Origin of the sequence: Paenochrobactrum gallinarii, assembly GCF_014205685.1 — a bacterium.
Classification (GTDB): Bacteria; Pseudomonadota; Alphaproteobacteria; order Rhizobiales; family Rhizobiaceae; genus Paenochrobactrum; species Paenochrobactrum gallinarii.
Genome location: NZ_JACIIU010000001.1, coordinates 174972 through 201184, shown reverse-complemented (window position 1 = coordinate 201184; position 26213 = coordinate 174972). Strand labels below are relative to the sequence as shown.

General features: G+C 49.1%; 22 protein-coding genes. 14 read left to right on the top strand and 8 right to left on the bottom strand.

Annotation, left to right across the window (positions count from 1 at the left end; genetic code table 11):
• Positions 1-151 precede the first annotated feature (151 nt).
• From rpsM to alaS, 11 genes are all read left to right on the top strand, one after another.
• Positions 152-520 carry a 30S ribosomal protein S13 gene (gene rpsM / locus FHS77_RS00890; protein ID WP_184218646.1) on the top strand — a complete coding sequence of 123 codons (369 nt, stop codon included), beginning with the start codon at positions 152-154 and terminating at the stop codon, positions 518-520.
• A 136-nt stretch (positions 521-656) separates the two neighbouring features.
• Positions 657-1046: a 30S ribosomal protein S11 gene (rpsK, locus tag FHS77_RS00885; RefSeq protein ID WP_184218643.1), complete on the top strand. Its 390-nt coding sequence runs from the start codon at positions 657-659 to the stop codon at positions 1044-1046.
• A gap of 114 nt (positions 1047-1160) precedes the next feature.
• The gene (locus FHS77_RS00880; protein ID WP_184218640.1) at positions 1161-2174 is read left to right on the top strand and encodes a DNA-directed RNA polymerase subunit alpha; all 1014 of its coding nucleotides are present in this window, start codon (positions 1161-1163) and stop codon (positions 2172-2174) included.
• A gap of 40 nt (positions 2175-2214) precedes the next feature.
• A complete protein-coding gene (rplQ, locus tag FHS77_RS00875; RefSeq protein WP_184218637.1) occupies positions 2215-2643 on the top strand; it encodes a 50S ribosomal protein L17 in 429 nt (142 codons plus the stop codon).
• Between the two features lie 210 nt (positions 2644-2853).
• Complete coding sequence (locus FHS77_RS00870; RefSeq protein ID WP_184218634.1) at positions 2854-4287, top strand: DegQ family serine endoprotease; 1434 nt, start codon at positions 2854-2856, stop codon at positions 4285-4287.
• Between the two features lie 41 nt (positions 4288-4328).
• Positions 4329-5651 (top strand): replication-associated recombination protein A, encoded by a 1323-nt coding sequence (locus FHS77_RS00865; RefSeq protein WP_184218631.1) that lies wholly within the window; start codon positions 4329-4331, stop codon positions 5649-5651.
• Positions 5652-5815: 164 nt separating this feature from the next.
• Positions 5816-6364, top strand: a complete 549-nt coding sequence (locus tag FHS77_RS00860) for an NADPH-dependent FMN reductase (protein ID WP_184218628.1) — start codon at positions 5816-5818, stop codon at positions 6362-6364.
• 289 nt (positions 6365-6653) lie between these two features.
• Positions 6654-7238 carry a transglycosylase SLT domain-containing protein gene (locus tag FHS77_RS00855; RefSeq protein ID WP_184218625.1) on the top strand — a complete coding sequence of 195 codons (585 nt, stop codon included), beginning with the start codon at positions 6654-6656 and terminating at the stop codon, positions 7236-7238.
• A gap of 127 nt (positions 7239-7365) precedes the next feature.
• Positions 7366-8031 (top strand): YiaD family glycine zipper/OmpA-like lipoprotein, encoded by a 666-nt coding sequence (locus FHS77_RS00850; RefSeq protein ID WP_184218623.1) that lies wholly within the window; start codon positions 7366-7368, stop codon positions 8029-8031.
• Between the two features lie 310 nt (positions 8032-8341).
• Positions 8342-9427: a recombinase RecA gene (gene recA, locus FHS77_RS00845; RefSeq protein WP_184218619.1), complete on the top strand. Its 1086-nt coding sequence runs from the start codon at positions 8342-8344 to the stop codon at positions 9425-9427.
• A 508-nt stretch (positions 9428-9935) separates the two neighbouring features.
• Entirely contained in the window at positions 9936-12593 is a 2658-nt protein-coding gene (gene alaS, locus FHS77_RS00840) for an alanine--tRNA ligase (RefSeq protein WP_184218616.1), read from the top strand.
• 64 nt (positions 12594-12657) lie between these two features.
• Here the strand turns inward: alaS and FHS77_RS00835 are convergent, their stop codons facing one another.
• Positions 12658-12834 carry a hypothetical protein gene (locus FHS77_RS00835; protein WP_184218613.1) on the bottom strand — a complete coding sequence of 59 codons (177 nt, stop codon included), beginning with the start codon at positions 12832-12834 and terminating at the stop codon, positions 12658-12660.
• A 92-nt stretch (positions 12835-12926) separates the two neighbouring features.
• Positions 12927-13394 carry a peroxiredoxin gene (locus FHS77_RS00830; RefSeq protein WP_184218609.1) on the bottom strand — a complete coding sequence of 156 codons (468 nt, stop codon included), beginning with the start codon at positions 13392-13394 and terminating at the stop codon, positions 12927-12929.
• 282 nt (positions 13395-13676) lie between these two features.
• On the opposite strand from FHS77_RS00830, the gene FHS77_RS00825 reads away from it, so the two are divergent.
• The 3 genes from FHS77_RS00825 to FHS77_RS00815 all read left to right on the top strand — a co-directional run bounded on the left by FHS77_RS00825 (position 13677) and on the right by FHS77_RS00815 (position 19309).
• Positions 13677-17087 carry a YhdP family protein gene (locus FHS77_RS00825; RefSeq protein ID WP_184219617.1) on the top strand — a complete coding sequence of 1137 codons (3411 nt, stop codon included), beginning with the start codon at positions 13677-13679 and terminating at the stop codon, positions 17085-17087.
• Between the two features lie 95 nt (positions 17088-17182).
• Positions 17183-17986 carry a bestrophin-like domain gene (locus FHS77_RS00820; RefSeq protein WP_184218606.1) on the top strand — a complete coding sequence of 268 codons (804 nt, stop codon included), beginning with the start codon at positions 17183-17185 and terminating at the stop codon, positions 17984-17986.
• 255 nt (positions 17987-18241) lie between these two features.
• Positions 18242-19309: a DUF475 domain-containing protein gene (locus tag FHS77_RS00815; RefSeq protein ID WP_184218603.1), complete on the top strand. Its 1068-nt coding sequence runs from the start codon at positions 18242-18244 to the stop codon at positions 19307-19309.
• A gap of 76 nt (positions 19310-19385) precedes the next feature.
• On the opposite strand, the gene FHS77_RS00810 is transcribed toward FHS77_RS00815, so the two are convergent.
• From FHS77_RS00810 to FHS77_RS00785, 6 genes are read right to left on the bottom strand one after another with little or no spacing between them, the layout of a single operon-like run.
• A complete protein-coding gene (locus tag FHS77_RS00810; RefSeq protein WP_184218600.1) occupies positions 19386-20897 on the bottom strand; it encodes a serine hydrolase domain-containing protein in 1512 nt (503 codons plus the stop codon).
• A gap of 12 nt (positions 20898-20909) precedes the next feature.
• Positions 20910-21650, bottom strand: a complete 741-nt coding sequence (locus FHS77_RS00805; RefSeq protein WP_184218597.1) for an ABC transporter ATP-binding protein — start codon at positions 21648-21650, stop codon at positions 20910-20912.
• Entirely contained in the window at positions 21650-22477 is an 828-nt protein-coding gene (locus FHS77_RS00800) for an ABC transporter ATP-binding protein (protein WP_184218594.1), read from the bottom strand. The genes FHS77_RS00805 and FHS77_RS00800 overlap by 1 nt, the downstream gene beginning before the upstream one ends.
• Before the next feature lie 9 nt (positions 22478-22486).
• The gene (gene nikC / locus FHS77_RS00795) at positions 22487-23389 is read right to left on the bottom strand and encodes a nickel transporter permease (RefSeq protein ID WP_184218591.1); all 903 of its coding nucleotides are present in this window, start codon (positions 23387-23389) and stop codon (positions 22487-22489) included.
• Positions 23386-24396, bottom strand: coding sequence for an ABC transporter permease (locus FHS77_RS00790; protein ID WP_210307004.1), 1011 nt, complete (start codon positions 24394-24396; stop codon positions 23386-23388). Before FHS77_RS00790 ends, nikC begins: the two co-directional genes overlap by 4 nt.
• Positions 24396-25994 (bottom strand): ABC transporter substrate-binding protein, encoded by a 1599-nt coding sequence (locus FHS77_RS00785; RefSeq protein ID WP_184218586.1) that lies wholly within the window; start codon positions 25992-25994, stop codon positions 24396-24398. The genes FHS77_RS00790 and FHS77_RS00785 overlap by 1 nt, the downstream gene beginning before the upstream one ends.
• Positions 25995-26213 lie beyond the last annotated feature (219 nt).

Here is a 26213-nt window from a genome sequence, read left to right as displayed (position 1 = left end):
GACAGCCCCACTTCGATTATCTAAGTGGTCGATTTCGGTTTATTGCGTACAAAAAACGCTTGATCCGATGTCGGACATGAAAACTGTCTGGATTAGGGCAATCGAATATAACGTCCGGACAGGATATTAACACTTCTCAAGGAGAAAACGCGTGGCACGTATCGCTGGCGTCAACATCCCTACGAATAAACGCGTAATCATTGCGCTTCAGTATATTCACGGGATCGGACCAAAATTTGCACAGCAGATTGTGACGAAAGTCGGAATCGCTGATGATCGTCGCGTCAACCAGTTGACCGACGCTGAAGTACTTCAGATTCGTGAAGCAATCGATGCTGACTACCAGGTTGAAGGTGACCTGCGTCGTGAAGTTTCGATGAACATTAAACGTCTGATGGATCTGGGCTGCTACCGCGGTCTGCGTCATCGTCGTTCATTGCCGGTACGTGGTCAGCGCACCCATACCAACGCACGTACCCGTAAGGGTCCTGCTAAGGCAATTGCTGGTAAGAAGAAGTAATTCGTAGCGCTTTTAGCCAAGCGCTGCGTGCTTATTTTTAAGCATGTGAATTTGATGCTAGTCCTGTGTCCGAGTATTCGGGACTGGTGGAGCCGCTGGAATTACGGCGGTGTAGAGATCAATTGGAAGGACTGACATGGCCAAGGATGCCACACGCGTTCGTCGTAGAGAACGTAAAAATATTTCGACCGGTGTTGCTCACGTTAATTCAACGTTCAACAACACACTGATCACAATCACTGATGCGCAGGGCAATGCTATTGCCTGGTCGTCAGCTGGTGCTCAAGGTTTCAAAGGCTCACGTAAATCGACCCCGTTTGCTGCACAGATCGCTGCTGAAGATTGCGCCAAAAAGGCTCAGGAACATGGCATGCGAACCCTCGAAGTTGAGGTTTGTGGTCCGGGTTCAGGTCGTGAATCAGCTCTGCGTGCCCTGCAGGCTGCTGGCTTCATGATCACATCGATTCGTGACGTGACACCGATCCCGCACAATGGTTGCCGTCCTCGTAAGAAGCGCCGCGTATAATTTCTGTTCACTGCCGCATGTGGTGCAAGGCTTTTAATAGTCTTCTTCCCGTGCGGCTTCTTCGCTTGATCGCTACGATTGGATGGTAGCGACGGTTGGATGAAGGAAAATAAAATGATTCAGAAAAATTGGCAGGAACTGATCAAACCTAATAAGGTTGAGTTTCTCACCAGTGGTTCGCATACGCATGCAACAGTGGTTGCCGAGCCTTTAGAGCGCGGCTACGGTCTGACCCTTGGTAATGCTCTGCGCCGGGTGCTTTTGTCATCCCTGCGTGGTGCAGCTGTTACCGCTGTTCAGATTGACGGCGTTCTGCATGAATTCTCGTCAATCCCGGGTGTTCGTGAAGATGTCACCGACATCGTATTGAATATCAAAGAAATCGCTATCCGTATGGAAGGCGAGGGTCCTAAGCGCATGGTTGTGCGTAAAGAAGGCCCGGGCGTTGTAACCGCCGGCGATATTCAGACAGTTGGTGATGTTGAAATCCTTAATCCGGATCACGTTATCTGCACCCTCGATGAGGGCGCGGAGATTCGTATGGAATTCACCGTCAATACCGGTAAGGGCTATGTCCCTGCCGACAGAAACCGTGCTGAAGATGCTCCGATTGGATTGATTCCAGTCGACAGCCTCTATTCACCGGTGCGTAAAGTCTCTTACAAGGTTGAGAACACCCGTGAAGGTCAGGTTCTTGACTATGATAAGCTGACGCTCAACATTGAAACAAATGGTGCGGTTAGTGGTGAAGATGCTGTTGCTTATGCAGCACGTATTCTTCAGGACCAGCTGGCAATCTTTGTCAACTTTGAAGAGCCGCAAAAGGAAGCCCCGCAGGAGCAGGAAGCAGAACTGGCGTTTAACCCGGCACTGCTTAAGAAAGTTGACGAACTGGAGCTTTCAGTCCGTTCAGCTAACTGCCTCAAGAACGATAACATCGTTTATATCGGCGACCTCATTCAGAAAACGGAAGCCGAAATGCTGCGGACTCCGAATTTCGGCCGCAAATCGTTGAACGAAATCAAAGAAGTTCTTGCGTCAATGGGTCTCCATCTTGGTATGGAAATTCCAACTTGGCCGCCTGAGAATATCGAAGATCTCGCAAAACGCTACGAAGACCAATATTGAGCCGGCACTGATCGGTTAAAAAAGATTAAAGGAGAAGGCCATGCGCCACGGTAATGCACAGCGTAAGCTGAACCGCACCGCCTCGCATCGCAAAGCAATGTTCGCTAACATGGCAGCATCGCTTATTGAGCATGAACAGATCGTAACGACCCTTCCTAAAGCTAAGGAAATTCGTCCGATCGTAGAAAAGCTGGTAACACTCGGCAAGCGCGGCGATCTGCATGCACGTCGTCAGGCAATTTCTGCAATCCAGAACGTTGAACTGGTTGGCAAGCTGTTTGATACAATCGCAACCCGTTACGCAACCCGTAACGGCGGCTATATCCGCATCATGAAAGCGGGCTTCCGCTATGGTGATAATGCGCCTATGGCTGTTGTTGAGTTTGTTGAACGCGATGTAAACGCAAAAGGCGCGAAAGATCTCGCCCGCGTTGAAGCTGAACAGGCTAACGAAGCTGATGCAGCATAATTTTCAGTCTCACGACTGGATAAGATCAAGGAGCCTTCGGGCTCCTTTTTCTTTTTAAGCTTTTTGATTTAGATTTTGACGCAATTCTTCTGCGATTTGTCCTTGTTTGTGTTTTAATGCGCGGCAATGGTTTAAACAGCTTCAGTTTCGACTACATTATGCCATGAATCACAGATTATAATCTGGGCTTTACAGTGAATGGAGTATCGTATGACAGCTTGGCGATCTATGCTCGTGGGTACATTCATGGCAGTCTCAGCCGTTGCGGTTGGCAGCTCTGCCTTGGCGCAAGACGCAGTAACGCGTGCCGTTCCTGAAAGCCGCGCGCAAATACAGGCATCTTTTTCACCGCTCGTGAAACAAACAGCGCCGGCTGTTGTGAATGTTTATGCGGCACGTCAGGTGCAACAACGCAGTTCACCTTTTGCCGGTGATCCGTTTTTCGAACAGTTTTTTGGCCGTCAGTTTGGCGATAGTTTTGGCCAGCGCAAGCCACGCATTGAGCAATCGCTCGGTTCCGGTGTGATTGTTGATGCATCCGGTATTGTGATTACCAATAATCACGTGATTGAAGATGCCGATGAGATCAAAGTGGCGATGTCGGATGGGCGTGAATATGAAAGCCGCATTTTGCTGCGCGATAAAACATCCGATCTGGCAGTTTTGAAGATCGAGGGCAAAGAAAAATTTCCGGTTCTGGCATTAGGCAATTCTGATGCGGTGGAGGTTGGTGATCTGGTGCTGGCTATCGGTAATCCGTTCGGTGTTGGTCAGACAGTGACAAGCGGTATCGTTTCGGCACAATCGCGTACGCAAGTGGGTATTTCTGATTTTGATTTTTTCATTCAGACAGATGCTGCGATTAATCCGGGTAATTCCGGTGGCGCTTTGATTGATATGCAAGGCAGCCTTATCGGTATTAATACGGCGATTTTCTCCCGTTCGGGTGGGTCTATCGGTATCGGATTTGCGATTCCTTCCAATATGGTGAAAGCCGTTGTTGATGCTGCGGCTGCGGGTAATTCCAGCTTTGTGCGTCCGTTTATCGGTGCGACCTTCCAAACGATCACACGCGACGTTGCTGATAGTCTGGGTATGGAGCAGCCATATGGCGCTTTGATCGCAGCCCTTGTTAAAGACGGACCGGGTGCCAAGGCCGGATTGAAAATCGGTGATGTGATTTTGCGTGTGCAGGGTGTGCGCGCTGATAATCCTGATGTGTTAGGCTATCGCCTGTCGACTGCAGGTATCGGCAAAACGGTTGATCTTGATATTCTCCGTGATGGCAAAACACAGTCGATTGCGGTGAAACTTGAAAAAGAACCGGCCGTGAAAGATGTCGCGCCGCAGTTGATTGAAGGGGATAACCCGCTTGCCGGTGCTTCTGTGGTTGAGCTCAATGCTGCTTCCAGTAAAAAGCTGCGACTGCCTGAAGCCACAACAGGAGTAGGGGTCTCGGATATTTATCGTGGTTCGCCTGCACAGCGTCTGGGTTTGCGCCCATCCGATATTATTCGTGGTATCAACGGCACCCCGATCCGTAATATACAAGATCTGCAATCGGCCTTGAGTGCCGGTCGCGGATTGATGTGGCGGCTTGAATTTGAACGCGACGGCGCTTTGATACGGCAATTTGTGCGATAACCGGTTATCTTGAAGATAGGCCGGTCAATTGTGAGATAAGAATGAGCGATCTTTTTTCTGCATCCCCTGATCCATTGGCCGACCGCAACCGGCCATTGGCTGACCGGATGCGTCCCCGTAGCTTGAGCGAAGTATCCGGTCAAGAGCATCTGACAGGTGAAGAAGGTGTGCTGAGCCGCATGATTGCGTCAGGCACATTGGGGTCGATGATCTTTTGGGGGCCTCCGGGCACAGGAAAAACAACGGTCGCCCGTTTGCTTGCCGGCGAAACCGATCTGGCATTTGAGCAGATTTCGGCAATTTTCTCCGGCGTTGCTGATCTGAAGCGTGTTTTTGAAATGGCTCGCTCCAGACGGATGTCCGGCCGTCAGACTTTGTTGTTTGTGGATGAAATACATCGCTTCAACCGTGCGCAACAGGATAGTTTCTTGCCAGTGATGGAAGATGGCACGGTTATTCTCATTGGAGCGACCACGGAGAATCCGTCTTTTGAGTTAAACGCCGCTCTATTATCGCGGGCGCGTGTCTTAACTTTCAAGCCGCATGATGAAACCAGCATTTCGGTGCTGTTGAAACGGGCTGAAGCGCAGGAAGAACGCGCTCTCCCTTTGGATGATGACGCACGGCAAAGCCTTATCCGTATGGCGGATGGCGATGGTCGCGCTGCTTTAACTTTGGCGGAAGAGGTTTGGCGTGCAGCCAAGCCTGATGAAATCTTTGATGCCGAGACATTGCAGGAGATCGTTCAGCGCCGTGCTCCGGTTTATGATAAAGGACAGGATGGCCATTATAATCTTATTTCGGCTTTGCATAAATCTGTGCGTGGCTCTGATCCTGATGCTGCGCTTTATTATCTCTGCCGAATGTTTGATGCAGGTGAAGATCCGCTTTATATCGGTCGCCGTCTGGTGCGCATGGCGGTTGAAGATATCGGTTTGGCTGACCCTCAGGCATTGGCAATCTGCAATGCCGCCAAAGATGCCTATGATTATTTAGGTTCGCCGGAAGGTGAATTAGCACTCGCGCAGGCTTGCGTCTATCTGGCAACTGCACCTAAATCCAACGCGGTTTATATGGCCTATAAGGCGGCCTTGGCAACGGCCAAAGCGCATGGCTCGCTTCTGCCGCCGAAGCATATTCTTAATGCACCGACCAAGTTGATGAAGGGTGAGGGCTATGGCGATGGTTATGCTTATGACCACGATCAGCCGGATGCTTTCTCAGGGCAGGATTATTTCCCTGAAAAACTAGGCCGCCAGAATTTCTATGAGCCGGTGGAGCGGGGCTTTGAGCGTGAATTGCGCAAGCGTCTTGATTATTGGCAGCGTTTAAGACAAGAGCGCGGTACACTTAAAAAGCCATGAATTGAATGCGGTTCCTTTCAGGAAACCCATGTAAGGTCATGATTTTGCTTATTTAAAAGTGGTTAAAATTATTTGTCACCATGTGCGCCACTGTGTATGACAGGGGCAATTGGCAGAAAATTGATTTTGATCGTTTTCTGCAATGAATTTTATAAAGGTGCATGATGACAAAGACTATTCGTTTGCTTGGCATTTCAGGCAGTATTCGTAAAAATGCCTTCAATACTATCATTTTAGAAACCATTGCTGAAAACCTGCCGCAGAATGTTGAATTGCAGATTTTCCCGCTCAATGATGTTCCGCTTTATAATCAGGACGAAGATACAGCAACGCCGCCACAGGCTGTTCAGGATCTGCGTCAGGCCGTTGCGGATGCTGATGGCATGATAATTTCTTCACCGGAATATATTTATGGCATGAGCGGTGTGCTGAAAAATGCGCTGGACTGGATTTCCCGCCCGCATGGCAAATCCCACATGATTGGCAAGCCTGTTTTCACGATGACTGCATCACCGGCTGCCACTGGCGGCGTGCGCGCGCAGGCACAATTGAATGAGGCGATGATGGCAATTGGTGCGCGTCAGGTACTGCGTCCGCAGACAGTTCTGGCTGCCGTGCATGAGAAAATTACTGACGGTCGTTTGAGTGATGAAGCAAGCCTTTCCTTTATCAAGGCAGGCGTTGCTGATTTGCTGAAAAGCATTGAAGGCTGATTTTAAAAACCTCTGTAATTATAAAAAAGCAGTCCTTCCGGGCTGCTTTTTTTATGTGCATTTACCAGTTTTGACGCTTCACTATTTACCATGTTTTGAAATTTGAGCCGCGCCTCAGTCTGCTGGAAAGTGCCTGTTAATATTTACGGTTCATTCATGATCTTTAAAGATGCCACTTTTTGAACGCATTCCGGTCATTGTCAGCCTTTGAATTTACTGCATATCAAAGGGTGATTATCAAAATACCAGTCTCAATCGCTAGATGAAACGGGCATGGTAGAAAGGTTGAATGATGCGCATTTTGTGTCTCGTAGCGCTTCTGATTCTGGCCGGATGTGCTAGTGCGCCGAAACAGGTGAATAATGCTTGTGCAATTTTTGATCAGCGGGATGGCTGGATCAATAACTGGCATAGTGCTGCACAGAAAACATCGCGCGAATTTGGTGTGCCGATTCCGGTTTTGATGGCTACCATTTATACGGAATCAAGTTTCCGCCCTTATGCACGTCCGCCAAGAACCAAATTGCTCGGTTTTATCCCGTGGAAGCGCCAGTCAACGGCCTATGGTTTCTCGCAAGCTTTGAACGGCACATGGGATCGTTATCGTCGTGAAACAGGCCGAAGCGGTGCGTCGCGCAGCAATTTTGATGATGCGATTCATTTTATCGGCTGGTATCACTTTCAAAGCTACAGAACCAACGGCATTGCTCGCAATGATGCCTATAGTCTTTATCTGGCTTATCATTCTGGCCATAGTGGTTATTCACGTGGTGTGTGGCGCAATAGCTCGGTTGCAAAAAATGGTGCCAAACGTACGGCAGATATGGCTAAGCGCTATGATGTGCAGCTTAGAGGCTGTGGGCGTCTGCGCTAAAGATTTTAAAAAATAGGCTAATAAATAACCGGGGTTTGAAAAATGACTTTATGCGTATAAAGTGCATGTACATGCCGTATTCAGTATTATTATACGCTCAGAATCGCTCATTTAGGGATAATCTTTTATGTTCAAGAAACTGACCATCGCTGCGCTTGCGGCAACTTTCCTCTCCGCTTGTACCACTGACCCATATACAGGCCAGGAAAAGGTTTCCAACACCGCCGGTGGCGCTGCTATCGGTGCAGCTGTTGGCGCATTGGGTGGTTTGATGGTTGGTGGTTCCAGCACTGCACAGCGTAATGCGGTGCTGATCGGTGCCGGTATTGGTGCGCTTGGTGGCGGTGCCATCGGTAACTATATGGATCGTCAGGAATCAGAACTGCGTGCGCAGCTGCAGGGAACCGGTGTTTCCGTTACCCGTAATGGTGACCGTATTATCTTGAACATGCCTTCAAGCATTACCTTTGACACCGATCAGGATGCGGTTAAGGGTCAGTTCTATCCAACCTTGAACTCTGTTGCGATTGTGCTGCGTAAGTTCAACCAGACTTTGGTTGATATTAAAGGTCACACCGATTCGACAGGTAGCGCCAGCCATAACCAGCAGCTTTCACAGCGCCGCGCTGCTTCGGTTGGCACCTATCTCGGTAGTCAGGGTATCGATCCGCGCCGCTTTGCAATCATCGGTTATGGTGCTTCGCAGCCGGTTGCCTCTAACGCAACACCTGATGGCCGTGCTCAGAACCGCCGCGTGGAAATCGAAATTTCTCCATTGAAATCTGCGATGTAACTCACGCGATGGCTTGAGCGCCATCAGGCCGGTTTAAAGATTAAAAGCGTGATGCCCAGTGACCGGGTATCACGCTTTTTTGAATCTTAGCCGAATCAATATTTAAAGAAAAATTCACATTTACCGAATGTGTCATTTTAATTGCTGCAAGAGCAATTTTTTGATCATTGGTGAACATCCATAGAACAAAATTTTTAAAATAATGTAAAATCAATGAGTTGCTCATATTGCAATTTCAGAACAAAACAGATACAAAGAATTAAGAACTCTCTTAAAAGCGGGCTACAAGCGGCACAAGAGGATGTTATAAATGTCTCAGAATTCATTGCGACTCGTTGAGGAAAAATCAGTGGACAAGACAAAAGCTCTGGATGCAGCGCTATCCCAGATCGAACGACAGTTCGGTAAAGGCTCGATCATGCGACTTGGTCAAAGCGATCAGGTTGTAGAAATTGAAACAGTTCCGACTGGTTCGCTGTCGCTTGATATTGCGCTCGGCGTCGGTGGATTGCCAAAAGGTCGTATCGTTGAGATTTACGGGCCTGAAAGCTCCGGTAAAACAACGCTGGCTCTGCACACAATTGCAGAAGCACAGAAAAAAGGCGGTATGTGCGCATTCGTGGATGCCGAACACGCGCTTGATCCGGTTTATGCCCGCAAGCTTGGTGTTGATCTGGAAAGTCTTTTGATCTCGCAGCCCGATACTGGTGAACAGGCGCTTGAAATCACCGATACATTGGTGCGCTCCGGTGCAATCGATGTATTGGTTATCGACTCCGTTGCAGCGCTGACACCGCGTGCGGAAATTGAAGGCGATATGGGTGATTCATTGCCGGGTCTTCAGGCTCGTTTGATGAGTCAGGCGCTGCGTAAGCTGACCGCTTCCATCTCACGCTCCAACTGTATGGTTATTTTCATCAACCAGATTCGTATGAAGATTGGTGTGATGTTTGGTTCACCTGAAACAACAACCGGTGGTAATGCGCTGAAATTCTACGCATCCGTTCGTTTGGATATCCGTCGTATTGGGGCGATCAAGGATCGTGATGAGGTCGTTGGCAACCAGACCCGCGTCAAAGTAGTCAAAAATAAGCTTGCACCGCCTTTCAAACAGGTTGAATTCGACATCATGTATGGTGCCGGTGTTTCCAAGGTTGGTGAATTGGTCGATCTGGGCGTTAAAGCAGGTATTGTTGAAAAAGCAGGTGCTTGGTTCTCCTATAATTCACAGCGTTTGGGGCAGGGTCGTGAAAACGCCAAAACCTATTTGCGTGAAAATCCGGAAGTGGCAAATGAAATTGAGCTTGCATTGCGCCAGAATGCCGGTCTGATTGCGGAGAAATTCCTTGAGGGAACCGGTCCGGAAGATGAAGCGCCGGAAGCTGCTGAAATGTAATTATATTGGCATTTTCTGCCGTATGATTTGTAAAAGCCCTCGTTTGCGATTGTAAACGGGGGCTTTTTGTTATTCGTTGATGTTTGTGCTTGATGTGTGGGGCGCAAATGAATGTGTGAAAATGCCACGAGGCTTGGAAAAGCATCGTTTATGCTATGCTGGTTAAGCTGGACAGACATAGCAGAGCTCGCTAAAAGCACTTAACCTTTAAGCCATTTCTTGTCCGGCTATACGGTTTGATACGGGTGATTTTTATCCCTCATCAAGCCTTTCTGGTCGATGAGATACATGGAATCTGTGTGGTCAGTAATACCGCACATGATAAAATGCGAGACGCAGAAATATTATTTGATGTTTTATATGCATCCGCATTTTTTCTTTGATTGAAATGGCTTATATAATTTCTAACGTGAGACAGAGATTGATTGTCTCGGATGTATTTGACGCAATATGAGCATAATGCCGGTTATCGCGTCTGAATGATGGGTGAAAAACCCGAAGGTGGAGCATGAGTGGCGTCAACGAGATAAGATCTACATTTCTCGATTATTTCCGCAAAAACGGTCACGAAGTCGTACCGTCCAGTCCGTTGGTTCCGCGTAATGACCCAACTTTGATGTTTACCAATGCGGGTATGGTGCAGTTTAAAAACGTGTTTACCGGTTTGGAAGCACGTCCTTATAGCCGCGCTACGACATCGCAAAAATGTGTGCGTGCCGGCGGCAAGCACAATGATCTGGATAATGTCGGTTATACTGCGCGTCACCACACTTTCTTTGAAATGCTGGGCAATTTCTCATTCGGCGATTATTTCAAAGAAGAAGCGATCAGCCATGCGTGGAACCTGATCACCAAAGAGTTTGGCCTTAACAAAGACAAGCTGTTGGTGACCGTTTATCATACGGATGATGATGCCGCGAATTTCTGGAAGAAGATTGCTGGTCTGAGCGATGATCGTATCATTCGCATCGCTACCAATGATAACTTCTGGGCGATGGGTGACACAGGTCCTTGCGGCCCGTGTTCCGAAATTTTCTATGATCACGGCGATCATATCTGGGGTGGCCCTCCAGGATCTGCTGATGAAGACGGCGATCGTTTCATCGAGATATGGAACCTTGTTTTCATGCAGTTCGAGCAGGTTACCAAGGAAGAGCGCATTGATCTGCCGCGTCCGTCCATTGATACCGGTATGGGCTTGGAGCGCATTGCTGCAATCTTGCAAGGCGTGCATGACAATTACGACATTGATATTTTCAAAGCTCTGATCCGCGCTTCTGAAGAAGCAACAGGTGTGAAGGCAGAAGGCGGCCAGCGCGCAAGCCATCGCGTAATTGCCGATCATTTGCGCTCGGCCAGCTTCCTGATTGCTGATGGTGTGCTGCCGTCCAATGAAGGCCGTGGTTATGTGCTGCGCCGCATCATGCGTCGTGCGATGCGCCATGCGCAGTTGCTTGGTGCCCGTGATCCGCTTATGTATCGCTTGTTGCCAACGCTCATTCGCAAAATGGGACAGGCTTATCCGGAACTGGTGCGTGCAGAAGCATTGATTTCTGAAACACTCAAACTGGAAGAGACCCGTTTCCGCAAAACGCTGGAACGCGGCCTTGGCTTGTTGAGTGATGCAACAGAAAATATGAGCGAAGGTCAGAGCCTTGATGGCGAAACCGCGTTCAAGCTTTATGACACTTATGGCTTCCCGCTGGATCTGACACAAGATGCTTTGCGTCAGCGCGGCATCAATGTGGATACTGACGGTTTTAGTGCTGCCATGGAACGCCAGAAGGCCGAAGCCCGTGCAAACTGGTCTGGTTCAGGTGATGCCGCGACTGAGAAAGTCTGGTTCCAGGTACGTGATAAAGTCGGCACCACTGAGTTTCTCGGTTATGATACCGAGAAGGCAGAAGGTGTTGTGACCGCATTGGTGCGTGATGGTAGCGTGATTGAAGCCGCGACAGCTGGCGAAAGCGTTTCTATCATCGTCAATCAGACACCGTTTTATGCGGAATCCGGTGGTCAGCAGGGGGATGCAGGCTTCATCTATGGCGATGGCTTTGTGATTGAAGTAACCGACACGGTGAAACGGGCTGATGGCGTTTTTGTTCATCAGGCGGCAATCCGTGAAGGTAAAATCCAGACCGGCGATGCTGTTGAACTGGTGGTTGATCATGAGCGTCGTTCGCGCATGCGTTCTAACCACTCGGCCACGCATTTGCTGCATGAAGCACTGCGTGAAACACTCGGCACCCATGTGGCGCAAAAGGGCTCACTCGTTGCCCCTGAGCGTCTGCGTTTTGACTTCTCCCATCCGAAGCCGATCAGCGAAGATGAATTGCGCAAGATTGAAAATATTGCCAATGAAATCATTCTGCAAAACGCGCCGGTCAACACCCGTCTGATGGCGGTTGATGATGCCATCGAAGCCGGAGCCATGGCGCTTTTCGGTGAAAAATATGGTGATGAAGTGCGCGTGGTTTCCATGGGTACTGCCACGAAGGGCGATAAAGCCGGTAAAACTTACTCGCTGGAACTCTGCGGTGGTACGCATGTTCGCCAGACCGGTGATATTGGTTTAGTGCGAGTTGTGTCTGAAGGCGCTGTTGCCGCCGGTGTTCGCCGTATGGAAGCACTGACCGGTGAGGCCGCTCGTCTTTATCTGGAAGAGCAGGATGATCGAGTTAAAGCTATCGCATCGGCGCTGAAAACAACGCCGTCAGAAGCGCTTGAACGCGTCAACAGCCTGATGGACGAACGCCGCAAATTGGAAAAAGAGCTGTCTGAAGCGCGCAAAAAGCTGGCGCTTGTTGGCGACAGCGCTGATGGTGCTGCGGCACATGAAGTTGTCAATGGCGTGAACTTCATGGGCAAGGTTGTTTCCGGTGTTGCACCGCGTGATCTGAAGCCATTGGCCGATGATGGTAAGAAGCAACTTGGCTCTGGCGTTGTGCTTTTCATTGGTATTGATGAAAGCAACAAGGCCAGTGCGGTGGTTGGTGTAACGGAAGATCTGGTATCGCGCTTCAGCGCTGTTGATCTGGTTCGTGTTGCGTCTGCTGCCCTTGGTGGTGCCGGTGGTGGTGGCCGTCCTGATATGGCGCAGGCTGGCGGACCGGATGGTTCACAGGCCGCCAATGCCATTGCCGCCGTAAAAGGCGCACTTGCCTGAATATAAAAGAGAACAAGAAAAAGGCCGGAAATTCCGGCCTTTTTTAATGCGTAATTTTTGCAGATTATTTTTTAACCGGCACCGGACCCGTAATGATCGGATCAATTGCATTTGTGCTTAAAGATTGCAGCAGGTTTGGTTGAACGGCGACCGGCACCGGCAATTTTGATTGTGCCAATGGCGGCAGGGGTTGCTGTGCAGTGGGGGCATCTATTTCATCTGCATATGCGCTTAAACTCATCTGGCCAGCAAGTGTGCAGGCCAATGTGCTGAGGACGCATTTTTTGATGAAAATTTGCAACTTTGAACCTTCTGCTGCTGCTTTTATATAAATTACAGAGTTTGTGCCTCTGCAAGAACAGCTTCCGCATGGCCAGCCACTTTGACCTTGTTCCAGATTTGGGCAATCTTGCCCTCACGGTCGATGAGAAAAGTGGTGCGTTCAACACCCATATATTTACGTCCATACATGCTTTTTTGCACCCAGACGCCATAGGCTTCCAGTGCAGTCCTCTCTTCATCTGCCACTAAAAGAGTGGTGAGATTATGTTTGGTGCGAAACTTTTGGTGCTTTGCCACTGTATCGGGTGAAATACCGACGATCACAGTATCGGCTTTTTCAAACTCTGCTTTCAGGGAACTGAAAGCGATTGATTCTTTGGTACAGCCGCTTGTGTCATCTTTTGGGTAGAAGAACAGGACAACTTTTTGGCCGCGAAGCGAAGACAAGGTTAGTGTGCCGTTTAAATCTTCGGGCAGATTAAAGTCGGGAGCAATATCACCAATTGCAGGCTGTGCCATATTAATGCCTTTCAAGTGTCGGATTCGCTGTTCATAAGCGGCTTTTTGAAAAGCATGCCATTATTGATGGCGGGAGTGCAAGGATCACACCACTGGTTTGAAAGCTTTCTACAGCACTCTGTTAATTATACTGATTTATCAGTTACGAATCGCTGACACTCATCCATAGTGAGGCGGCGCATGATTAGAGAACTCGGTTTTGGTTTGGGCGCTTAGCTCAAGCATAGTGGCATCAGGATATTGAGACAGAAAATCACCAAGGTTCGGTTTTCCAAGCAAGAAATGGAAAGAATAGAACGCAGCCTGTCGGCTGAAGGTGAGGATTTGTGCGCTTGTCCGTCGTCAAGAACAGCCAAAAAACGTTCTGGCGTCAGGTTTTTTCTTTATTTTTTATTGTCGATCCCGCTTGTGGCAGCCGTTTTGCTGGTTGCAGGTTTTTTTATTTTGCGTAGCGGGTTTGATAGTGAGTTTTTACGTGCCGAAGCGCAAAAAGGCATTACGCAGTTTTTGAGTGAAAGTGGTAAAATTTCTGTCGGCAAAGCGCGTATTTCGCTGGATCAGACGAATAATCTGGCCATTGAAGCCAATGACGTGACGCTGATTGAACCGCATAGTGGCCTTGATATTCAGCAAATTCAGTCGGTTAAGCTTGGGCTTTCACCTTTGGCTTTGTTACTGGGAAAAATTGAAGTTAGCAGTGCTGAGGCGTCCGGTGTCGAAATTAATCTGACAGAGAGCAGTCAAGATAATAATTTTCTGCAAAAGATGCCATTTGATAGCAAGGGGCGGATAGATTTTGATGCCTCATCGGCACTTGTTTTTGATGGTGTGAAAGAAGCACTGGCATTACTTTCAAAACGCCAGACACAGGCCATTCGCTTGTCAGATGCAGTTATTAAATTTCCAACACCAAAAGGCGAAGAGCGCTTTGCTATCCAGCAGGCTTCTATTGAAGAGCAAATTGATAATGTTCTTTTGAAGGGGGCTTTTGAATGGCAGGGTAAGTCACTTATTTTGGATGGTACTGTGAGCCGCCAAAATGGCGAGCTGCATTCTTTTACGCTTAATCTGGATGGTATTCCGGTTCATATTGGTTCGCCGCCACAGGTAAAACAGCTGGTTGGTACGGAAAATAGCGTTAATCCGGCGCATTTTTCATTATCGGCAAATGCGTCGCTGGCGTTGAGCGGGCAGGTCGCAAGTGAGGAACATTCGCAAAAGCTGAATGCATCGGTTAAAATTTCCAAGGTTGATCTTGAGGTTGGGCGCGTGCCTAACATTTTTGGACAGGCTGAGTTTAATCTGGAGTTACAACAAGGCACAAAAAAAATTGAAGTCCGACCGTCAAACTTGCAGCTTGGCGGTGTGATGCTTCATTTTAATGGTGCTTTTGGGCCGGAAGCTTATGATGATGCTAAAATGCCCGATGATGATGGCTATCGTTTTGAAATAGTCACGAGCGAAGCGATAAGCGCACCGCAGGAATCGACTGAAGCACCTTTGCCATTTGCAGGCCGTGTTGCCGGGCGCTTTGATATCGAAGACAATCGCCTTGAATTTAGCAATCTGGATATCAAAACGCTTGATGGTACGCTTTACGGGCAGGGTAGTTTAAGTTTCGGGATGGGGTCTGCTGGTATTATTTTTATGCTGCGTGTGCCGGAAATGCCTGTAGCGCAGGCCAAGCAATTATGGCCGGTTGATGTGGCCGACGGAGCGCGTGAATGGGTGTTGAAAAACCTGTTTGGTGGCCAGCTTAGCAATGGCCGTATCGATATTGCTATTCCGCCGGGCCATTATAATGGCGAAGGTCAGTTACCTGAACTGACAGGTGAGCATGTTCAGGTTGATTTTGATATTAAAAACACACGTTTTGATGTGATCGGAGAATTACCGGCGCTACGGGATGCTGACGGCCATATACAAGTGCGTGGTTCTCATGCGACGATTAATCTAGCGAAAGCTACTGCCTTTACAACGGAAAATCGTCGTCTGGACGTGAGTAACGGAACACTTTTCATCCCGTGGGGGCGTCAGCGTCCGGTTATGGCCGATCTTGATATTCGCTTACAGGGACAAGCGGATGCGGTGGCAGAGATTTTAGGCAAAAAGCCGATCAATATTTCCAGACATTTGCCTTTTACACCTGCTGATATCAAGGGCGATGTGACTTCAAAGGTCAATGTATCATTTGCGGTTAATAAAGATGCACCTGATGGTACCTATACATGGAAAGCCGATATTGATTTTAAAAATTTGGATATCGCCAAGCCGCTTGATGGCCAGCTAATCAGCAAAGCCGATGGCAAGATTTTGGTTGATCCGAAAGCGGCCAATATTACAGCCAATGCTTTGCTCAATAATATGCCGGCTAAGATCAGCATGGTGGAGCCGGTAGAAGATAAGACCGTTTTAAAACAACAGCTTGTTGAGTTGACAGTCAGCGATAAGGCGCGTGCAGCACTTTTCCCGGATATCAATACGGTTTTTACAGGGCCGATGCTGGTGAAGCTTGGTTCTGAAAAAAACAAGCAGCGGGCAATCGTGGTTGATTTAAAAAACACCGAGATCAATCTGCCTTGGCTGGGCTGGAAAAAAGGTGCTGGTATCGCTGCCAAGGCCGAACTCATCTATAGCAAGCCGGATGAAAAAGCCGATGATATTGTTATTAAAAATCTGATTGTCAGCGGTGATGGCTTTCAGTTGCGCGGTGATATTACTATTGATAAGGCAGGACTTGCTACAGCCGATTTTAAAAAAATCCAATTGACCAATAATGATGATCTGTCGCTAAAATTACGCCGGATAAAGGGTGGTTTCGGGGTTGATCTGAAGGGTTCAAGCTTTGATGCACGAGCCTTGATTAAGCAGTTAATTCAATCGGATACGGCATCTGTTTCAAAAAGTGATTCACTGAGTAAAACACGCGTTGTAGTTAATGGTCAGGTTGATCAGTTGGGCGGGTTTTATAATGAGAAACTGAGGAATTTTGCCATCTCTTATGAAAGTGCCGGCAAGGAGGTTTCCAGTTTTTCGGTGAATGCCTCAACCGGATCAGGCAAAGAATTTGTTGCCACCAGTAATACGCAAAAAGATGCGCGTTCTGTCTCGCTTAAATCATCTGATGCCGGTGCTATTTTGCGTTTCTTTGATTTTTACGACAAAATCTATGGCGGTGATATTAGTGCAGGGCTTGCTGCTCAGGGCAAAAATCCGCTGCACGGACAGATCGATGCGCGCAACTTTGCGATTGTGGGCGAAGGGCGGTTGTCTTCGATCGTTTCAAGCCCTCCGTCATCGGGTGGTGCCAGTTTAAATCAGGCGGTGAAGCGCGACATTGATGTGTCACGCGTTGATATTGAACGTGGCTATGCCTTGATTGAGAAGGGCGAGGGATATGCCAGCCTGTCGAAAGGCGTTGTCCGTGGCCCTGTGATCGGCACGACGTTTCAAGGCACTCTTTATGATCGTGAAGGCAATATGAATATGACCGGCACATTCATGCCTGCCTATGGGCTTAACCGTATGTTTGCGGATATTCCGCTTTTTGGCGCTTTGCTTGGTAATGGCCGTGATCGCGGGCTGATCGGTATTACTTACAAATTGTCTGGTTCGGCTAAAGCGCCGAAAGTAACCGTTAATCCGATTTCTGTGATTGCACCGGGAATTTTTCGCACGATTTTTGAGTTTTAATAAAGCTGTAAGCCCTTACAAAAGGATGGCTTTCAACTGCGAAAATAGCCTATAAATATCTCACTTTGCATGAGGGCGGAGAAGGGGAACGGCAGATGCAATCAATTTTTACCTGGGCGCCATTCACTATTTTGCTGGTATTTGTTGCTTGCGGTTTGTTGTCGGTCAGTATTGGTTTGTTGGCACTCAGATATTTCAGCTATCAGCTGCAACGAAAGCCTGCCTCTATGCCGGTTGCAGCCTTTATAGGGACTGTCGCAACGGCTTGGGCATTAGCGCTTGGTTTTGCGGCTGCAGATGTGTGGTCAGTCAATTCTGATGCTTCACATGCGGCATCGGCCGAGCGTTCATCGCTTTCACGGCTTGAGGGAATGGCAGCAAAAGATGCATTGAATTCTGCCGAGTTGCATGATGCTATTAAAGCTTATCGTGTATCTGTTTCTGAGGTTGAATGGACAAAACAGAGGAACGTGAACCCTGCGGTTGAGGTTGAACGCGCTTTGCAGAAAATGCGTGTCGCTTTGTTAAAGTTAGCTGAGAGCAAAGTGCCTTATCCTATTGTTTCGCAATTAGTGCAGGATTTTGATGAGTTACAGGATGCGCGCAATGACCGGCTCGCTTTAGGTAATAGTTCTATCAATAATTATAAGTGGTATCTGGTGCTTTGTCTGACATTGATCACCACAATTGTGTTGGCATCCACTCATGCCGATCGTCCGCGCGCAGGGGTTCAGGCGATGCTGATTTACACCTTTACAGCTGTGATCTGTATGTGGATTTTAGCGCTGCATGTGCACCCCTATGCGGGGGCGGGCGGTCTGAATGCCCATGTGCTTGAGCCGCGGGTTTCACAGGAAATGCATTATCAATTGATGATGAAAGAAGCGTCTAACTCTTGACGCGTGCTATAGAAAGCTTACATATAGGTGTCCTTAACTGCTTCGCATGCAGTTTTTATCAAGGACTTCAGTCAGGTGCCGGGCCCCTCTGGCGAGAGTTTGCGGCGCTCTCGTGATGTCGGTACCGCCAGCAATATCAGCCGGCGGATAAAGCAAAATGCTACATTTTTCCGTGTCTTGTACGCGTGTCAGTGCCGACGCGTGTTTTTTAACATATTTTCCTGAAACTAATTTGAATATGCAGGAGCAGAGCAAATGACGCCAACTGCTTCTTCAACTACGACATCAACAACGACGTGGGGCTATTTCAAATGGGCGATTATCGTCACTGTGGTCGGTTTGGCACTGGGTGCCTGGCTTGGCTGGCAGTCGTCGGGTACGCTTGGCGGCATGGCGTCCGTATTCTTCATTTGTGCGGTGCTCGCTGTTTTGGAAATTTCATTGTCCTTTGACAATGCTATCGTCAATGCAAACAAGCTGAAGGATATGACCCCAGTCTGGCAGCATCGCTTTTTGACATGGGGTATTATCATCGCAGTTTTCGGAATGCGTGTAGTTTTCCCGCTGTTGATTGTGGTGATTGCAGCTAAAATCAATCCGGTTGAAGCCGTGGTTCTGGCCGCAGCAAAGCCTGAAGAATATGCCCGCATCATGCAGGAAGCACATTTGCCGATTGCAGCATTTGGCGGTGCATTTTTGATGATGGTGGCGCTGAAATTCTTCTTTGATGCAGATAAGGATATTCACTGGATTGGCTTTCTGGAGCGTCCGTTCAAATATCTTGCCAGCATCAAAGGCATTGAAGTTGCGATTGTCCTGATAGTGATGCTGATTTTCTCCAGCATGCTTGATGATGACAAAGCCGTAAGCTTCTTCTTCTCAGCTATCTATGGTCTGGTTTCATTTCTGGTGGTCGAAGTGTTGGGCGGCTTGCTTGATGCTTCGCAAAAAACCATGAGTGCGGCTGCCAAAGGTGGTTTAGGCGCATTCCTTTATCTGGAAGTGCTGGATGCCAGCTTCTCGTTTGATGGTGTGATTGGTGCTTTTGCATTGTCGCAAAACCTGTTCGTGATTGCGATTGGTTTGGGTATCGGTGCTATGTATGTGCGATCAATGACCATTATGCTGGTAGAGAAAGGCACATTGGCCGAATATCGTTATCTGGAACACGGTGCATTCTATGCAATCCTGATCCTGTCGGTGATTATGTTCGCACAGACTTTGGTACATATTCCGGAAGTTGTTACCGGCCTTGGCGGTGCAGTACTAATCGGTATCTCATTCTGGGGATCAGTTCGTTTTAATAAGAGCAACTCTGAGTGAAATTTTAGAATTCAAGTAAAATAAAAAGGGCGGAAGAGTTAAACTCTTCCGCCCTTTTTTATAATCTTAAATTATTTTACTTACGTGTGTATTCCATCATACGGCTGCGGCTTAACACCAGCTCAACACGATTTTCATCTAGGCGATGCAGGCAGACACGCTTTGTCCACGGCCCGTCATGCAGGGTAAAGAGCCAACGGCCGTTACCTAAATCTTCCAATGGCATGGTGTTGCGGATCGGGCCGATGCCCATCACCACTTGACCATCAACAATATCAAACTGCGCGCCATAAAGATCGGCAGTCCAGTGACCGTCCAGTTCTGTGCCGGCCTTTTTAGGCGTAACGGCTAAGAGAGTACGGGCAGCATAACCGATTTCACCAACCAGCTTGTCACCTTCTGCTTTCAATGAAACAGGGGAGGACGGTGAGGTGGATGAATATACGCCATTGCCGACATCGTAGAGCGTGTCTTCGCTGTCGAGATAGTTGATGGATGCCGCGCCGACCTGAACCCAGTAAGGGCCTGTTTCGGTGGCATAAAGACCTTGTGGCAGCGTGCTTGACGCTTCCGGAAGTGCCAAACCATGAAGCTCTGCCATCACATCGCGGGCAAGCTTGTAGGTGTTGACGTCTTCGCGGTTGGCAACAACAGCAATGCCGGTCTTTGTTTCAGGATCAAGCAGCAGATAGGTTTTGTAGCCCGGATGTGAACCACCATGGCCGACAAAGTTTTTGCCGTCGATATTGTTCCAGCGAACGCCTAAACCATAGCCGGTAACGCGGCCGTCTTTCATGTGACGGTCTGCGCCTAATTGCGCCAAGGTGCCATCAAAACCGTGATCGTTGCAAACCAATGCCTGACCCCAGAGAGCCAATGCTTTAGCGCTGCCTGCAAGACTGCCCGAAGCAGAAATGTGAAGACCGGCTGCACTTAACTGCCATTTGGAACCATTGTGCCAATAGCCAGGTGCCAGACCTGCGACTGTGTCATTCCAGACATCAGGTGCGGTCAGAAACGTGCCAAGTGCAGCAGCAATTTTTTGCTCAACGAAATCGTTGAAGCGGAAGCCGTGACGTTCCAGAATGGTTTCAACCAGACGGTAGCCGGTATTGGAATAGGAGATTTCTGTACCAGGTTCAAAGTTTAATCTTGTGAATGTGGCAAGAAATTCCATCAGACGCCTGGCTTCGGTTTCCGTATAAACGGAAAGGCCAAGCAGTGTCAGGCATTCGCGGGTGTCAGGCAGGCCGGCGGTCATATCGAGCGCCTGACCAACCGTTACTTCGCTTAAAGGTGCCTGCAATTCCGGCAGATGTTGCCCCAAGCGATCATCAAGTTTGATGATATCGCTGTGTTGCAAAACCATGGCACAGAAAACATGCTTGGTCACAGAAGCATAACGAACCACTGTATCCGCACTGAAAGCTGTGCGGGTGCTCAGGCTCTCCAAACCACCCGCATGTGCAAACTGAACACCGTTTGCATCAAAGCAGACAATTGCACCGCCTGGCTCTTCTAAAGACCAGACATCGGCAAAACTTTTAGCCAGTTCAGAGGCTTTGCCCCAGTTTAGTTCCAAAGACATTGATAGCTCCGATCAGGCTGGTTCTTCCAGACTTACACTTAGCTGACGCAGTTCTGTGGTATGCGGATGTTTGGTATTGCCTGCACGCAGATCTTCCGCGCTCAAAACTTCAACCATCTCACCAAACTGCATAACGCCCAGACGAGGGCACAGATGGGTGATCACAGCCAGATTGTGGCTGACGAGCACATAAGTGAGGTTCTTGGCTGCACGTAAATCCGACAACAGGTTGAGAATTTCGGCCTGTACGGACACGTCGAGTGCCGAGGTTGGCTCGTCAAGCAACAAGACTTCCGGTTCAGCAATCAGCGCGCGGGCAATTGCCACACGCTGACGCTGACCACCAGACAACTGGTGAGGGAAACGGAAACGCGCTGCCTGTGGCAGAGCAACATCTTCAAGTGCCTGTGAAATGCGCTTCTCGATATTATCGATGCCGTGAACCAGCAAAAGTTCGCTCAGGATCCGGTCAATGGTCTGGCGCGGATGCAGGGAGCCGAACGGATCCTGAAACACCATCTGCACATGCCGGAAAAACTCCGGCGGGCGTTTCAATGGGGCATCTTTGCCATTGAACGAAATGCGGCCTGACCACTTTTCGTTCAAACCGGCCATGGCGCGCAAAATCGTTGATTTTCCGGAACCACTTTCGCCGACAATACCAAAACTGTCGCCTTTAGCGACATCAAAGGATACACCCTTGACGATTTCACGTTCGCCAAAACTGATCCGTAACTGATCAACAGAAATCATTATTTCAACCAATCTGAATCGCGGGTGAGGATAGGCAGACGTTCTTTTGGATGCGTCAGCGAAGGAATGCAGTTAAGCAGACCTTGCGTATATGGATGCGACGCACGGGTCAGCTCGGAAGCTTTAAGCTCTTCCATAACCTGACCGGAATACATCACCATAACGCGGTCGCAGAAATGCGAAACCAATGGCAGATCGTGGCTGATCAGAATAAGACCCATGCCGCGCTTGGAGACGAGATCGTCAATAAGGCGCAAGATTTCAGCCTGAACAGTCGCATCGAGCGCTGAGGTCGGTTCATCCGCGATCAGAACTTCCGGATCGGGTGCAAGCATCATGGCGATCATGACGCGCTGCCCCATACCACCGGAAACTTCATGCGGATAAAGCTTGGCCACATCGCCCGGATTGCGGATCATCACCTGATCGAGCAAATCAACGGCTGCTTCTTTGGCTTGCTTGGCGGAACCACCTTTGTGGGTGCGCCAGGATTCGGCAACCTGCGAACCAATGGTTTTAACCGGATTCAGTGAGTATTTAGGATCCTGAAGAATGAAGCCTGCACGCTTGCCGCGGATCTTACGCATGTCGGCTTCAGTCGCCTTCATGATGTCAGTGCCGAAGAATTCAAGCTTGTCAGCTTGAACCTGTGCAATTGGCGGCAGAAGCTTCATCAAAGCACGGGCGGTGAGGGACTTACCGGAACCGGATTCCCCCACAATGCCGAGCTTTTCTTTGCCAAGCTTCAGATTAAGGCCGCGGACAGCTTCGAAACGGCTGGTGCGCGTTTCGAAGGTGATACGTAAATTTTGGATATCAACCAGCATTGTCCCGTCCTAGTTCTGCTTCGGATCGAGCACGTCACGAAGACCGTCGCCCAGAAAGTTGAATGCGAGCGAAACAAAGAAGATTGCGAGACCCGGGATGGTCGCGACCCACCATTGTTCGAAAATGAAACGCTTGGCAGTTGCAATCATCGCACCCCATTCCGGTGAAGGTGGCTGCGCACCCATGCCGAGGAAGCCAAGGCTTGCGGCGGTCAGAATGATGGAGCTCATATCAAGCGTAATACGAACGATCAGGCTCGGTACGCATAATGGTGCGATATGGCGTGCAATAATGCGCTTGGACGATGCACCGGTCAGCTTACAAGCGGCAATGAAGTCGCTGTTGCGGATGGTCATTGTTTCAGCACGTGCAAGGCGCGCATATGGCGGCCAAGCGGTGAGCGCAATAGCGAGAACCGCACTTTCAACACCCGGACGCAATGCAGCAACAAAAGCCAATGCAAGGATAAGGCGCGGGAAAGCCAGGAACACGTCGGTAATGCGCATCAAAGCTGTATCAACGATACCGCCGTAATAACCGGCAATACAACCAACTGCCAGACCGATTGGTGCCACCAGAATAACGACTGCAATCACCATACCCATAGTAACGCGGCCGCCGTAAAGGATGCGCGAGAGAATATCGCGCCCCAGTTCGTCGGTGCCAAACCAATGTTCAGCTGTGGGTGCTGACAAGCGATTAGCCAGGTTTTGCGCGCTTGGATCATATGGTGCCAGCAAAGGCGCAAAGATCGACAGCAAAACAAAGGCCAGAATGACAACCAGACCAAACATGGCCAGCGGGTTGCCTTTGAGGTTGAGCCACAGGCGATAACGGCGTCCCCATGCAGCTTGTGCACGGGAAGACGGGGTTTCGTTCAAAGCCCAATTTCTAAAGCTAGATGTTATCATCGGACACGTGGATCCAGTACTTTATAGAGGATATCGGCCAGAAGATTGAGGCCAACATAAATCACGCCGATCAGCAAAGTGGCGCCAACGACCGGATTCATATCTGCGTTCATCAAAGAGACGGTCAGATATTGTCCAAGGCCCGGCCAGCTAAAGACTGTTTCGGTTACCACTGCACCTTCAAGCAAGCCTGCATAGGTGAGGGCAAGAACGGTCACGAGCTGAACTGCGACAGTCGGAAATGCATGTTTCCAGATGACGGCTTTGAGCGACAGGCCTTTTGCACGCGCGGTGATGACATATTCACCTTTGAGCGCGTCAAGCATGAATGCCCGGGTCATACGGGTAATATAAGCCATGCTGAAATAAGCAAGGATCAGAACTGGCTGCAGTAAGTGCTTCACAGCATCAACAAAAGCATCCCAATCACCATCAAGCAGCGTATCAATCGTCATGATACCTGTGACATGGGTGATCATGCCTTCATAGATGATGTCCTGACGGCCAGGGCCAGGGGCAACATCCAAGGTTGCATAGAATAGCAGCAGGGAAATCAACGCCAAAACAAAGACCGGCACCGAGTGACCGGCAAGGCAGATAACACGGATGGTCTGGTCAAGCCATGAACCCTGACGCACAGCAGCCCACACACCAAGCGGAATACCGATGGCTGCGGAAATGATCAGTGCATATGTTGCAAGTTCCAACGTCGCCGGGAAATAACGGACGATGTCAGTGGTGACCGGATTTCTGGTCAAAATAGAATTGCCCAGATCGCCGTGTAATACCTGGCTGATATAATTAAAGAACTGAACGATCATTGGCTGATCCAGACCCATTTCCGCGCGTACACGCTGGATAACGGCTTCCGGAGCATTATCGCCGACCGCAGCAATAACCGGGTCGACCGGCATAACGCGGCCGATCATAAAAGTGATAACCATAAGACCGAACAGCGTGATTAACACGCTGCCCAGTACACCAGTCAATTTTTGGAGTTTCCTCATCACGCCTTCGCGATCCCTGCATAGGAGTGGCTGTCTGAAAGCACACCCAGACGCATGCCTGTCACATCTTTGCGGCAAGCAGCAGTTTCAAATTTTTGCATCATGACGATGAACGGGCTGTTAGCCATGAATTCACGCTGAAGTTCGCCATAAAGCTTGATGCGGGTTGCCGGATCTTTTTCATCGCGGGCAGCAATAGCTTTTTTCATGAACTCTTCGTTCTGGTAATGCGAGCGCCATGCAAAAGGCTTGGTGAATGCATTGTCAGAATTGTCTTCATTGATGCAGAACACAGACGCGTTGGTGTTCGGATCAAAATAGTCTGAACCCCAAGAAGTCAGTGCAATTTCATGTTCGCGAGCGCGCATTTTGGTGAGAACCTGACGGTTTTCAGCGGCCAGCAATTCAACTTTAATGCCGATATCTGCGAGATTTGCCTGAATTGCCTGAGCAATATCCGGGCTTGGCTGTGCAGAGTAGTGATCCATTTTGATGGTGAAACCATCTTGAAGACCAGCTTCAGCCATCAAAGCTTTTGCCTTTTCAAGGTCGCGCTTGAACGGCTTGTCAGTGATTGCACCCGGGAATCCTTCAGGAACAATGGTCTGGTGAACCTTGTACTGCAATGGAACAATGTTCTGCTGGATGCCGTCGTAATCTACAGCCCACTTGATTGCTTCCCAAAGCTTAGGATTGGTCAGCTTTTCATTGCTCTGGTTCAAGGACATCAGCATGATGCCGCTGACGCTCTGGCGAACCATGTTGTAGTTTTCGTCGTCGTTGATGACGCGCAACTGTTCGGTGGTCAGGTTACGTGCAATATCAACATCACCCTTCTGCAACATGAGAAGCTGTGAAGACGGATCAGCAACGTGACGCAGCATGATGCGCTTTACATTGCCTTTGTAGAGACCATGCGGGTTGTAGTTCATCACTACGCTTTCGCTTGGCTTCCAGGAAACGAGGGTCCACTCACCGGAACCGGCGCTGTTCTTCTGCAACCAGCCGTTACCCATGTCGTCGCCATTGGCGTTTTCCATCACAACCTTCTTCTCGACAATGCTGCCGATGCTTGCAGACAAACAATAGAGCAGGAAGGAGAGGGAGGTCGGGGTTTCGAGCGAAAGCTTGATGGTGGAATCGTCAACGACAGTGATCCACTGTTCAACGTTTTCCGGTGTGAAGCCGAACTGACCGATGATGAAGGCTGCGCCCTTATTCATCTTGATAGCGCGCTGCAGGGAGAAGACAGCGTCTTCAGCAGTTACAGGTGCGCCGCTGGCAAATTTTGCATCCGGGTTCATTTTGAAGGTGAAGACTTTGCCTTCTTCGTCAGCTTCCCATGAAGAAGCAACGCCGCCTTCGATTTCTTCCGGATTGGTCAGGCTTGGATGAACAAGACGCTGATACATGTTGTTGCAGATTTCACTGCCGACAGCTTCAAAGCTTTCATGCGGATCAAGGCTCGTCATGTTGTCGAGCGTCTGAGCAACAACGAGAATGTCCTGACGGCCGGCAGCAACAGCTGGCAACAGGCTTGCGTAAGACAGGAAAGGTACCGCTGCGGCACCTGCCAGGAAATTACGTCTCGAAATCATTTTTTATTCTCCCTGTTAAAGCAATTGCGTTCGCAACTGCCATAAAAGCGCCATCCCAATAGCATTACCGCCAGGCGCATTTTTCCAAGCATCCAGTATCATGAGTGGGTTTGCGGGTTCCAATGCAGAATTTGCAACGGTCATGCACAGAATGCATAATGAGGAAATGGATTAGGGCTCGCTAAAATAAATGGCCAACTTATGCAAGCGATTTCTAAC